The organism is Lysobacter sp. FW306-1B-D06B, from assembly GCF_038446665.1.
Classification (GTDB): domain Bacteria; phylum Pseudomonadota; class Gammaproteobacteria; order Xanthomonadales; family Xanthomonadaceae; genus Lysobacter_J.
The window spans coordinates 3,966,564-3,979,739 of sequence record NZ_CP151802.1; the positions used below are offsets into that span (position 1 = coordinate 3,966,564).

The following is a 13,176-nucleotide window of genomic DNA, read 5'->3' on the forward strand; positions in this document are numbered from 1 at the left end:
GGTATCCAGGCGGATCTGCGGTGAACGCTTTGCTATCTCCTTTCATGACAACGGCACGCGCGCACTGCGTCGCGTGCAGATGACGGCATGCGCTGGCGCGGTCCTCGAAACGCGGGGTCTGGCGGTGCGGACGCCGGCCGCGCATGGCCGCATCGCCATCCGGTGATGACGGCGCTGGCGATCGTCGCGGCGCTGCTCGCCATTCTTATCGCCATCTGGGACTGGAATTGGTTCAAAGGCCCGCTGGAGCGCCAGGTCGAGGCGCGCACCGGCCGCGAGTTCCACATCGACGGCAACCTCGACGTCGACCTGGGTTGGATACCGGTGGTGTCGGGCGAACGCGTGCGTTTCGGCAACGCCTCGTGGGCGCGCGAACCCGTGATGGCCTCGGCCGATCGTGCGGAAATCGGCATCGCGCTGCGCCCGCTGTTGCGCCGGCAGGTGCTGTTGCCGCTGATCCGCCTGGACCGTCCGCGCCTGCTGCTGGAGACCAACCCCAAAGGTGGCGACGGCAACTGGGTGTTCGGCGACCAGAGCAGCGAGACCAACGTGCAGTTCCGCCGCGTCGACATCCAGCGTGGCTTCCTGCAGTTCCTCGACGCGCCCAAGCGCACCGACATCCGCATCGGCGTGAGCAGCCAGGGCGCGCGCACGCGGGATGCGTCCGCGCCGGTGTCGGTCATCGGCGGAGGGCTGTGGCAGAACAACAAGTTCGTGCTGGAGGGCACGGCCGCTTCGCCGTTGCTGTTGCGCGATCGCGAGGCGCCGTACCGGATCGACGTGCGCGCCTCCGCGGGCCCGACCCACGCGCATGCGCGTGGCACGCTGCTGGATCCTCTGTGGCTGCGCGGTTTCGACCTGCAGATGAAACTCTCCGGTCGCGACCTCGCCGACCTGTATCCGCTGCTGGGACTGGCCATCCCGCACACGCCGCCGTACACGCTCGACGGACGTTTCAGCCGCGAAGGCAACGTGTGGCACTACCGCGACTTCGACGGCCGCATCGGCGACAGCGACATGCACGGCGACGCCAGCGTGACGACCGGCGGCAAGCGTCCCTATCTGCGCGCCAACCTCACCTCGCAGCGCCTGGACTTCGACGACCTGGCCGGCTTCGTCGGTGGCGCGCCGCAGAGCGGCCGCGGCGAGACGGCCAATGCCGAGCAGAGCGCGAAGGCCGCGCAGGAACAGGCCAGCGCGCGCCTGCTTCCGCACACGCCGTACGAGCTCGACAAGCTGCGCGCGATGGACGCCGACGTGCGCCTGCGCGCGGTGCGGATCAACGCGCCCAGCCTGCCGCTGGACGACATGGACGCGCACCTGCTGCTGGAAGGCGGGCTTTTGAAACTGGATCCGCTGAACTTCGGCGTGGCCGACGGCGACATCCGTTCGCGCATCCGCATGGACGCGCGCACCGACACGATCCGCACGCGCGCCGATGCGAAGCTCGCCGGGCTCAATCTCTCCAAGCTCCTTCCCAAGGTGGAACTTGCGCAGAACGCGATCGGCAAGATCAGCGGCGATGTCGGCATCGAAGGCACGGGCAATTCCATCGCGGCGATGCTGGGCAGCAGTGACGGCAACATCTCCGTCGGCATGGGTCGGGGGCGCATCAGCAACCTGCTGATGGAAATGGCCGGCATCGACCTGGCGGAGATCATCAAGTTCAAGCTCGGCGGCGACCGGCAGATTCCGGTGCGCTGCGCGTTCGCGGACTTCGGCGTGGACAACGGACTGATGACGGCGCGCTCGCTGGCGTTCGATACGACCGACACCATCCTCATCGGCTCGGGCACGGTGAACCTGCGCGATGAAACGCTTGATCTCACCATCCGCCCGCGCCCGAAGGACCGCAGCCTGCTCACCTTCCGCACGCCGCTGCGCGTGGACGGCACGTTCAAGCAGCCCAAGGTGCATCCGGATCTGGCGGGCGTGGGGTTGCGCGGCGCGATCGCGCTCACGCTGGGGACGATCACACCGCCGGCCGCGCTGCTGGCGACGCTGGAACTGGGCCCGGGCGAGGACTCGGGCTGCGGCGGTCGTTACGCCAAATGAGCCGCTGACTCAGCTGGCGATGTAGCGCTGCAACTGGTCCAGTTCGACCTGCTGGTCTTCGATCACCGCCTTGACCAGATCGCCGATGGACACCACGCCCAGCACCTGGCCGTTGTGCACGACCGGCAGGTGGCGGATGCGGCGGTCGGTGACGATCTGCATGCAGCGGTCGGTGGTGTCGTCCAGTCCGATGCTGATGACCTGGCCGGTCATGATGGTGCGCACGGGCGTGTCGGCCGAAGAGCGTCCCTGCAGCACGATCTTGCGCGCGTAATCGCGCTCGGACAGGATGCCCACCAGTCGTCCTGCATCCAGCACCAGTACGGCGCCAATGTGCTTTTCGGCCATCAACCTGATCGCGTCGATCACCGGTGCGTCCGGGCCGATCGCGAACACTTCCGGCGCTTTGGCTTCGAGCAATTGCCGCACGGTGCGCATGGCCGTCTCCTTCCGCCAGGGGGCTTGCGGCCGAGCATACTCCAGGGCGACGTCAACGCATGCGAAGACGGACGAGCGTCAATCCACCCTGGATCCGTGCAGGCGCTGCACGCGATCGCCCTCGTTCGGCGCCTCGGCCGGGCGCGCCGGGCGTGCGGGCTGCCAGGTGTCCACCAGGTAGAGCGGACGCTGCTTGGATTCGTCGTACAGGCGTCCCAGGTACTCGCCGATCACGCCCAGCGCGATCAGCTGCACGCCGCCGAGGAACAGGATCACCGACATCATCGTCGGCCAGCCCGCCACGGGATCTCCGAGCAGCATCGCCTTGACGATGATCCACACGCCGTAGAGGAAGGCGACCATCGCCGTCAGCAGGCCCATGTACGTCGCCAGTCGCAGCGGCGCGGTGGAGAAGCTGGTGATGCCTTCCAGCGCGAGGTTCCACAGCCTCCAGAAATTGAACTTGCTGCGTCCGGCCACGCGCGGATCGCGGTGATACGGAATGGAGATGCGGTTGTAGCCGACCCAGCCGAACAGGCCCTTCATGAACCGATGACGTTCGCGCAGCTGACGCAGCCCCTCCAGCGCGCGCGGCGACAGCAGGCGGAAATCGCCGGTATCGGCCGGAATCGGCGTCTTCGACAGACGGCCGATCAAGCGGTAGAACGCGTGCGCCGTGGAACGCTTGAGCCAGCCCTCGCCTTCGCGCTCCATGCGGGTGCCGTGGACGTCGTCGTAGCCTTCGCGCCACTTCGCGATGAACTGCGGGATGAGCTCCGGCGGGTCCTGCCCGTCGGCATCCAGGATCAGCGCGGCGCCTTCCTCCACGCGGTCCAGCCCGGCGGTGAGGGCGAGCTCCTTGCCGAAATTGCGCGACAGCCGCAGCAGTGCGACGCGACGGTCTGCGGCCGCGAGCTGCTGCATCAGCGGCCAGGTCGCATCGGTGCTTCCGTCGTCGATGTAGAGCACCTGTCCGTCGATGCCTTCCTCGTGCGCGAGCGCATCGAGCACCGCGCGGATGCGCGGATGCAGCAACGGCAGGCTGTCGGCCTCGTTGAAGGCGGCGATGACGACGGTGAGGCGGTTGCAGGTCATGGGGCAATGGTAGCCGGGTCTCGCGGCGCCTACTCGATCCGCTGGAGGTACTCGGTGCCGCCCATGTAGCGCATCTGCCGCTGGATGGCCTGCGATCGCCGCTGCACGTACGGACCGGGCCGGCTGATGCTGTAGCGGCGCGGGCTCGGCAAGACCGCGGCCATGCGCGCGGCCTCGGCCGGCCCGAGGCGGTCGGCATCCTTGCCGAAGTAGGTGCGGGCCGCGGCCTGCGCGCCGTACACGCCGTCTCCGAACTCGGCGATGTTGACGTACACCTCGATGATGCGGTGCTTGGGCCACAGCGCTTCGATCAGCACCGTGTACCAGGCCTCGATGCCCTTGCGCACCCAGCTTCGTCCGCTCCACAGGAACAGGTTCTTGGCGGTCTGCTGGCTGATCGTGCTGCCGCCGCGCACCTTGCGGCCGCGTTCGTTGTTCTTGCGCGCCTTTTCGATGGCCTTGAGATCGAAGCCGAAGTGGTCGGCGAAGTTCTGGTCCTCCGAGGCCACGACCGCCAGCGGCACGTAGGACGAGATCTCGTCCAGGTCACGCCAGTCGTGGGCGATGCGGAAGCGCCAGTCGCCTTCGCTCCATGCCTCCAGCTGACGGGACAGCATGAACGCGCTGAAGGCCGGATCGACGAAACGCAGCGTCGCCACCTGCACCACGCTCAACAGCAGCAGGGCGAACGGCAACGCGATCAGCCACCGCAGCCAGCGCCGGCGTCGGCGCGGCGTTACCGTCTTGGACCCGTCGGGCCTGTCTTCTTCGCGCACGTTCATGCCTTGCACGGGCGTTGCTCCATCCCCATTTGTGTTCGTCCATCCCTTTTCACACGATCGCGCGCATTATTCCAATCACGCGCGCAGACCGCACGAGTCCTCCGCATGACCGATACCTCGACCGCGCCCGCCGGCGACCGCGACCAGTTGACCCGTTTTCTCATCCAAGGCGCAGGGGTGCGCGGGGTGCGCGTGCACCTGCAGGACACCTGGGACCAGATCCGCAGTCGCGCCGAGTACCCGCAGGCCGCCGCCGAGCTGCTAGGCGAAGCCGCCGCCGCCGCGGCACTGTTCACCGGCCACGCCAAGGTCGACGGTCGCCTCTCGGTGCAGTTGCGAGGGCACGGCGCGCTGCGCACCCTCTTCGCCGAATGCACCGCGGCCGGCACGCTGCGCGGCATCGCACAGGTGGACGAGCACGCCCAAACGGTCTCGCGCGACCTGCGCGAACTGGGTCCCGACGCAGTGCTCGCCATCACCATCGAGAACCCGTCCATCGACGGCCGCGAGCCCATGCGCTACCAGGGCCTGGTGGCGCTGGAATCGGACTCGCTGACGGAGGCCTTCGAGGATTACTTCCGCCAGTCCGAGCAGCTGCCGACCCGCCTGCTGCTGGCCGCCGACGAACGGCAGGTGGCGGGACTGATGCTGCAGAAGCTTCCGTCGGATCATGGGGATGACGACGGCTGGTCGCGTGTGGGCGCCCTATTCGACACGCTCACCACGCGCGAACTGCTGGAATGGTCGGCGGAGGACCTGCTGACCCGCCTGTTCCATGAGGACGGGGTCCAGGTCCTGGGACGCAAACCGCTCCGCTTTGCCTGCTCCTGCTCCCGGGAACGGGTGGAATCGATGCTCGTCTCCCTCGGGGCCGCCGAGGCGGAGGCAGCGGTGGAGGCGGCCGGTGGCGCCGCCCAGATCCGTTGCGAGTTTTGCGGACAGAGTTACCGTTTCGATGCGGAGGAAATCGCTAGCTTGTTTGCCGTGGCGACAACGGAGATGGCGGCCCCTGAAAGGCTGCAGTAGCACCTCCGACGTCACTCGGGGAATTGTTAAATAAACATAAACGGTCTATAGTCGCGGTCCTCAAGAGAGGGGAACTCCGCCGGGTTTACCCGGTCGTAACAAGACCATGAACACGCGCCTGCTTCGACTGCCATTGACCCTGATGCTCGCCCTGGGCGTGGTGTCGGGCGTCCATGCGCAGGCCAGGCGCACCCCGGAGACGACCTACCTCCCGGTCTGGAACCAGACCAGCGGCAAGCTCGAATACCTCCTGCAGCTCGAGCCCACCGGCACCCCGGTGGCAGGCGCCCGCTGGCGCGTGGGCAGCAATACCCTCGACGCTGCGTTCGGCCTGGAAGCCGGCGACACCCTCGGCCTGGTCTGCGATCGCAAGACCGGACTGGCCGGTGCAATCGGCAACCTCGCCAATCACTGCATGCTCGCCTCGATGGACGAGGACGACGACCATTCCGGCACGCGCCAAGGCACCCTCGGTGCCAGTCTGAGTCGCGCGGGTGGCAAGGTCGGCCTGGCGCTCGGCACGGGTCGCGACACCCTACCCGCCTGGCTGAGCCCCAACTCGAAGTTCAGCAAGGTCGACCAGAACACGCTCACCGTGTACGGCCAGAAGAACATCGGCCGCGAGGCCACGGTGTCCATCGGCGGCACCTGGGCACGCGCGAAGCTGATCCCGGCCGGCGAAGTGCCCGCCCTGGCCGATCGCTGGAACACCAAGAGCCTCACGGTCGGCGCTGGCGTCGGCAACTTCAGCGCAAACATCGTCGGCCGCGTGGTCGACACCCCCGGCGAGCCGGGCCAGTGGGAAGGCCTCGGCGTCGGTCTGACCTGGCGCACGCCGTGGAGCGGCCAGCTCACGGTGGGCGCGGAGAACGTCGTGACCCGCGGCCGCAACCCGTTCGCCCCCGAAAACGGCGACAAGGACGAGGGCACCGTTCCCTATGTCCGTTACGAGCAGGATCTCTGACGATCCGCCGTCCGCGCCAGCCGCGGATTTAACTCCTTGAATCCAAAGACCGCTCGCGGGGTTCTCGTGAGCGGCGCCTTCGTTTGGGCACATCTCTTGCCTTCCAGGCCCCTGTCGGGGTCGATACACCCGCGTACGGCCTTCACAAGTTCGAAACTGTGCATTAACGACACTTTCACTTCTCTTCGAACGTGGTTAGGATCGGGTTGCCTTGCCGTTTTTGGCGTCTTCTTTGACGCCGTCGGTTAGGTCCCATGGGATCCATCGACTCACGTTTGGAGAGAGAGATGAACTTGAAGACCACCCCGCTCCGCGACGCGATTGTTTACTCGCTCGCGGTCGGCACCACCGCCCTGGCCGGTACGGCCATGGCTCAGGAACAGCAGCAGACGACGACCACCCTCGATCGCATCGAGGTGACCGGTTCGCGCATTCGTCAGGTTGATATCGAGACCGAAGCACCGGTCCTGACCATCACCCGCGCGGACATCGAAAACCAGGGCTTCCAGTCGGTCGCCGACATCCTGCAGAACATTTCCGCCGTCGGCGCCCCGGCCATCAGCCGCGCTTCGCCGCTGTCGGCCGGTGAAAACGTCGGCGGCCAGTTCATCAGCATGCGCAACCTGGGTACCCAGCGCACGCTGATCCTGGTCAACGGCAAGCGCCTGGGCATCAGCACCTCGGGCCTGCAGGACGTTTCGCTGATCCCGACGGTCGCCGTCGAGCGCGTCGAAGTCCTGAAGGACGGCGCTTCCTCGATCTACGGCTCCGACGCGATCGCCGGCGTGGTGAACATCATCACCCGTTCGAACTTCGAAGGCGCCACGGTCGACGCGTACTACGGTCAGTACAGCGAAGGCGACGGCGAGACGACCCGCGCTTCGGGCATCCTCGGCTTCACCGGTGATCGCGGTTCGATCACGGCCGCCGTCGAATACCGCAAGGAAGAGGAAGTCTTCGCCAAGGATCGCGAGTACAGCGCGTACCCGCAGAGCTACAAGCATCCGACCCGCGGCTGGACCACCGCTTCGCAGTGGGGCCAGATCACGGATGCGCCGGGTGCAGCGAACCCGGGCGGCGTCGGCACGCTCGTTCTGAACCCGGGTGCGGATTGGCGCAGCCTCGCCAACTACCACACGCAGAACTCCAACACCGGCGCGACGGCTGCTGATCCGAACGGTTCGGTGCTCGACAAGAGCAACACGAACCAGCAGACGCACCTGCGCACGCCGCTGGAGAGCCGCTCGCTGTTCGTCAACGGCATCTTCGACATCACCGAGAACGTCCGTTTCCGCGGCGACATGCTGTACACCGACCGCGACGCCGAGCGTCAGGTCGCGGGTTATCCGTTCCAGAGCGCGTCGGCCGGCCTGATTCCGGGCGGCTTCAAGATGTCGCGCTTCAGCTACTACAACCCGGTCGGCACGCAGCACGGTTATGCCACCCCGCGTGACATCAACTTCACCCGCCGTACCTGGGAAGTGCCGCGCGTCGACGCTCCGTCGTCGACCACCTGGCGCTTCTCCGCGGCCCTTGAAGGCAGCTTCGACGTCGCCGAGCGCATCTTCGACTGGGACGTCAACTACCTCTACAACAACAACAAGGTCCACCAGGAAAACTACGGCAACCTCAACGTCGACCGCGCCAAGCAGTCGACCGGTCGTTCCGAGCGTCAGGCCGACGGCAGCGTCGTCTGCTTGCTGCCGGACGATCCGAGCACGCCGGCCGTTGAGCGCGTGGTCATCCCGGGCTGCGTCGCATGGAACCCGTTCATCCCGTACGGTCAGGTTGGCGAAGGTGGTCTCACCGGCAACCAGGCTCTGCAGGACTGGCTGTTCCAGCGCCTGAACTCCAGCGGCGAAACCGAAACCACCGTGTACTCGGCCAACATCAGCGGCTCGCTCGCGACGCTGCCGGGTGGTGACCTGGGCGTGGCGGTCGGCGTTGAAAACCGCAAGGAGCAGGGTCGCTTCATCCCCGACGCGCAGGCAGTGACCGGCAACTCGACGACGCTGGCCAGCGGTCCGACCCAGGGCAGCTACACCGTCGACGAAATCTACGCCGAGTTGTTCCTGCCGGTCCTGGCCGACCTGCCGGGCGCGCAGGAGCTGAGCTTCAGCCTTGCCACCCGCTACTCGGACTACGACACCTTCGGCGACACGCTCAACAGCAAGTTCGGTTTCAAGTGGAAGCCGATCGATTCGCTGCTGTTCCGCGGTACCTACGCTGAAGGCTTCCGTGCGCCGACGATCGCCGACCTGTACGGCGGCGGCTCGCAGACGTTCTCGTTCTTCACCGACCCGTGCGATACGAACTTCGGCACGGCGCGTACGAACGCGGCGGTCCGTACGGCGTGCGCCGGCGGCGCGGGCGTCCCGGGCGTTCCGAACCCGGCCACCTATCGTCAGCTCGCGCAGGGCTTCAACGCCGCCACGGCGCCGAACGCCCAGACTCCGGTTCCGTTCTTCTCGGGTTCCAACCCGAACCTGATCCCGGAAACGTCCGAGTCCAAGACGCTGGGTCTGGTGTGGAGCCCGGGCTTCATCGAAGGCTTCAACGTCAGCCTCGACTGGTGGAAGATCCGCATCGACGACACGATCGTTGCCGACTCGCCGACGCAGATCCTCAACGACTGCTACATCCAGAACGATCCGACCCGTTGCGCACTGTTCACTCGTGACGCGGCACAGGGCTACGTCAACAACCTTGCATTCGCCAGCATCAACGCGGGTTACCGCGAGGCCGAAGGTTGGGACATGGACCTGGGCTACCGCCTGACGACGGAAGGTTTCGGTAACTTCAACTTCTCGTGGCAGACGACCTACACCACGAGCGACGAGATCAAGACCGACACCAACCCGGCCACCAAGGCGCAGCAGCTGGTTGGCTACGCGACCTCGCCGGGCTTCGTGGGCACCTTCCGCGTTCGTTCGAACACGAGCCTGAGCTGGGATCTGGGTTCGTGGGGCGCGACGTGGGGCATGCGCTACTACTCGGGCATGAAGGAAACCTGCTTGTCGGCCACGCTGTTCCCGGATGAGTGCTCGAACCCGGACTTCGCCGTGGCGAACCCGGTGCCGGCGCAGGCCCGTGCGATCAACGAGATCGGCTCCAACACCTTCCACGATCTGGAATTCCGCTGGAAGGCGCCGTGGAACGCGACCGTCGCCCTGGGTGCGAACAACGTGTTTGATCACCAGGGTCCGGTGGTGTACAGCCAGCCGAACGCGAACGTGTCCTACCAGGGCCAGTTCGACATCGGTCGTTTCATCTACATGAAGTACCAGCAGCGCTTCTGATCCGCTCACGCGGAGCAACTCGAGCGGCCCCGAAAGGGGCCGCTTTTTTTTGGCCCGTCGACGGCCCCTGCCGGACCGGCCGGCCTCTCCCTCCATACGCCCATTCAGGGTTTCGTATGTTCAAACTTTGCCGTCACTGGCCGATAACTGGTCGTTAACACGTCTTTCACTTTTCTGATGGCGCGGTTACGATCCGGTTAAGCCTTGCCGTTTTTGGCGTCTTCTTTGACACCGCCGGCGGGCCCCATGGGAAGTACCACCCTGCTTTACGGAGAGAGAGATGACCTTGAAGACCACCCAGCTTCGCGACGCGATTACCTTCGCGCTCGCGGTGGGCAGCACCGCCGCTGCCGGCACCGGCATCGCCGTGGCCCAGGAAAGCTCGCAGCAGCCGACCACCCTCGATCGCATCGAGGTGACCGGTTCGCGCATCAAGCGCGCCGACATCGAAACGTCCCAGCCGATCTTCTCGCTGAGCCGCGAGGACATCTCCTCGCAGGGCCTGACCTCGGTCGGCGACGTGATCCAGAACATCACCGCCAACGGCTCCACGCTCAACAGCACGTTCAACAACGGCGGTAACGGCGAAACCCGCGTCAGCCTTCGCGGCCTGGGCTCCAACCGCACCCTGGTGCTGGTCAACGGCCGTCGTTGGGTCGGTGGCACGGGCCTCGGCGGCGCGGTCGACCTCAACACCATCCCGACCGCCGCGGTCGAGCGCATCGAAGTGCTGAAGGACGGCGCCTCGACGATCTACGGCTCCGACGCCATCGCCGGCGTCGTGAACGTGATCCTGCGCCAGAACTTCGAAGGCGCCGAAGCCAACGCTTACATCGGCCAGTTCGACAAGGGCGACGGCTTCCGCCAGGGCTACGACTTCACCATCGGCACGACCTCCGACCGCTTCTCGGCCATGCTGGGCTTCGGTTACGTCAAGGAAGAGCCGGTCATGGCCGGCGATCGCGATATCTCCAAGGAGCCGATCGTCGGTACCGGCAATGCCTTCGGCAGCTCGACCTCGCCGAACGGCAACTACAGCGTCACCAACAACGCCTGCCGCGGCGCACCGACGGCGACCAACCCGCTCGGCCCGCTGCTGCGCTGCCTGCCGAACGGCCAGGTGGGTTCGTTCACGTACAACAACGGCCAGAGCGGCGCCAACTGGCGTCCGCGTTCGGTGCCGGCCGACATCTACAACTTCGCGCCGGACAACTACCTGCTGACGCCGCAGGAGCGCCGTTCGGTGTTCGGTAGCGCCACCGCCGACATCACCGATGAAGTCCGCTTCAAGTCGACGATCACCTACAACCAGCGCGTCTCCGAGCAGCTGCTCGCGGCGATGCCGGTCGTGCTGGGTCGCGCGGCTCCGGGCACCAACGCTTCCGACATCCGCGTCAGCGCGACGAACTTCTACAACCGTCCGGAAAACGGCGGCATCGGTCAGGAAGTCGACTGGATCCAGCGTCGCGCCGTCGAGACCGGCGGTCGTTCGTTCAACCAGGACGTGCGTACCTTCGCGATGTCGGCCGGCCTGGAAGGCACGCTGAACTTCGCCGAGAAGTACTTCGACTGGGAAGCCGGTTACTTCCGCGGTGAGAACAAGGCCAACAACACCACCTTCGGCCTGTTCAACGTCATCGCGCTGCGCCAGGCCCTGGGCCCGTCGTTCCGCGACACCGATGGCGTGATCAAGTGCGGCGCGCCGGGCGCGATCGTCACCGGCTGCGTGCCGATGAACATCCTCGGCGCTCCGGGCACGATCACGCAGGACATGCTGGACTTCGCGACGTTCACCGCGCACGACGAGTACAGCTACACGCAGAAGAGCTACTACGCCAACATCAGCGGCGATCTGTTCTCGCTGCCGGGCGGCCCGCTGGGCTTCTCCTTCGGTCTGGAACACCGCACCGAAGACGGCTACGACTCGCCGGACGCGCTGATCAACTCGGGCAACACCACGGGCAACGCGCGCACCGCGACCGCCGGTGGCTACGACCTGGACGAGGCCTACCTCGAACTGGCGATCCCGGTGCTGGCCGACCTGCCGGGCGCCAAGCTGCTCGACTTCTCGCTGGCCACGCGCTACTCGGATTACTCGAACTTCGGCGACACGCTCAACAGCAAGTTCGGTTTCCGCTGGAAGCCGATCGACGACCTGCTGGTTCGTGGTAACTGGTCGGAAGGCTTCCGCGCGCCGTCCATCGCCGAGCTGTTCGCCGGCCAGGCCGACTCGTTCCCGCAGCTCGCCGACCCCTGCAACGTGAACAACTTCGCCGACCAGATCCCGGCGGCGCAGGCACAGTGCGTGCGTGAAGGCGTTCCGGCCAACGGCTACGTGCAGAACAACCCGCAGATCCGCATCACGGTCGGCGGCAACCCGGAACTGCAGCCGGAGAAGTCCGAGTCCTACACGCTGGGCTTCGTGTACAGCCCGAACTACGTGGAAGGCCTGGACGTCTCGCTGGACTGGTGGCAGATCAAGATCGAGGACGCCATCACCACGATCGGCGGCGCCAACATCATCCAGCAGTGCCTTGACTCGGGCGGCACCAGCCCGGCGTGCTCTCTGTACAGCCGTGAACCGGGTGGCCAGATCATCGACCTGCTCGACACCACCACCAACATCGGCGGCACGAAGGTGGAAGGTTACGACCTGACGGTGAGCTACCGCCTGCCGGAAACCGCGTGGGGCAAGTTCAGCTTCACGTGGGACACCACCTACATGTCGAGCTACGAGAACGACATCAACGGTAACGGTGTCTACGGTGAGGACAACCTCCAGGTTCCGGCCATCGGCGCTCCGTTCTTCTTCGACGAAGGCGGCAACCTGGTCGGCGAGTACGACGGTCCGAACCAGTTGAACTACTGGCGCATCCGCTCGAACCTGGCCACGCGTTGGGAGATGGGCGACTGGGGTGCGACCTGGAACGTCCGCTACTACTCGTCGCAGAGCGAGCCGTGCCAGAACTTCGAGGACTACGGTTACTCGTTCCTGTGCACCGACCACACCCGCACCACGGGCCTGCCGACGGACAGCAACGGCAACGGCGTTTGGGACGGCACGGCCGGTGGCGACGCGATCACGCCGGTGGCGTCGGCCGAGCACCACATCGGGTCCACGACGTACCACGACGTGAGCGCGTACTGGAATGCGCCGTGGAATGCGCGCATCACGGTCGGCATCAACAACCTGTTCGACAAGAATCCGCCGATCTCGGCGACGACCTTCGCGAACTCGTTCGACCCGCAGTACGAAGTCCCCGGCCAGTTCTTCTACTTCCGCTACTCGCAGAAGTTCTGATCGGTACATTCGTCCCGTACGAATGGCACTTGCGTTACTTCTACGGCCCCGAAAGGGGCCGTAGTTGTTTGTGGCCGTTGCAGAAATGAAACGACGGCCGTTCAGAATGTTGAAGATTAACAACACTTTAAGTATTGGCTCGGCGGGTCTACCATCGGCCCGACCTTGCCGGACTTGGCGTGGTTTTTTGCTCCGCCGGCGGGGTTCCCATGGGAA

The 13,176-nt window shown here is 65.9% G+C and carries 8 protein-coding genes; 5 read left to right on the forward strand and 3 right to left on the reverse strand.

Going from position 1 to position 13,176, the window contains the following annotated elements; genetic code table 11:
• Positions 1-165: 165 nt before the first annotated feature.
• Positions 166-2,055 carry an AsmA family protein gene (locus AAFF32_RS18395; protein ID WP_342315968.1) on the forward strand — a complete coding sequence of 630 codons (1,890 nt, stop codon included), beginning with the start codon at positions 166-168 and terminating at the stop codon, positions 2,053-2,055.
• 9 nt (positions 2,056-2,064) lie between these two features.
• Here the strand turns inward: AAFF32_RS18395 and AAFF32_RS18400 are convergent, their stop codons facing one another.
• The 3 genes from AAFF32_RS18400 to mtgA form a co-directional block, all read right to left on the reverse strand.
• Entirely contained in the window at positions 2,065-2,493 is a 429-nt protein-coding gene (locus AAFF32_RS18400) for a CBS domain-containing protein (protein ID WP_216963616.1), read from the reverse strand.
• A gap of 78 nt (positions 2,494-2,571) precedes the next feature.
• Positions 2,572-3,588: a glycosyltransferase family 2 protein gene (locus AAFF32_RS18405; protein ID WP_342315970.1), complete on the reverse strand. Its 1,017-nt coding sequence runs from the start codon at positions 3,586-3,588 to the stop codon at positions 2,572-2,574.
• A gap of 29 nt (positions 3,589-3,617) precedes the next feature.
• The gene (gene mtgA, locus AAFF32_RS18410; RefSeq protein ID WP_342317311.1) at positions 3,618-4,370 is read right to left on the reverse strand and encodes a monofunctional biosynthetic peptidoglycan transglycosylase; all 753 of its coding nucleotides are present in this window, start codon (positions 4,368-4,370) and stop codon (positions 3,618-3,620) included.
• Between the two features lie 105 nt (positions 4,371-4,475).
• Between mtgA and AAFF32_RS18415 the strand changes: the two genes are divergently transcribed.
• The 4 genes from AAFF32_RS18415 to AAFF32_RS18430 all read left to right on the forward strand — a co-directional run bounded on the left by AAFF32_RS18415 (position 4,476) and on the right by AAFF32_RS18430 (position 12,960).
• Positions 4,476-5,396, forward strand: a complete 921-nt coding sequence (locus AAFF32_RS18415) for an Hsp33 family molecular chaperone HslO (protein WP_216963622.1) — start codon at positions 4,476-4,478, stop codon at positions 5,394-5,396.
• A 142-nt stretch (positions 5,397-5,538) separates the two neighbouring features.
• On the forward strand, positions 5,539-6,360 hold the full coding sequence (locus AAFF32_RS18420; protein ID WP_216964305.1) for a hypothetical protein: 822 nt from the start codon (positions 5,539-5,541) through the stop codon (positions 6,358-6,360).
• Positions 6,361-6,647: 287 nt separating this feature from the next.
• Positions 6,648-9,659: a TonB-dependent receptor gene (locus AAFF32_RS18425; RefSeq protein WP_216963625.1), complete on the forward strand. Its 3,012-nt coding sequence runs from the start codon at positions 6,648-6,650 to the stop codon at positions 9,657-9,659.
• Positions 9,660-9,939: 280 nt separating this feature from the next.
• Positions 9,940-12,960 (forward strand): TonB-dependent receptor, encoded by a 3,021-nt coding sequence (locus tag AAFF32_RS18430; RefSeq protein ID WP_216963628.1) that lies wholly within the window; start codon positions 9,940-9,942, stop codon positions 12,958-12,960.
• Positions 12,961-13,176: the final 216 nt, after the last annotated feature.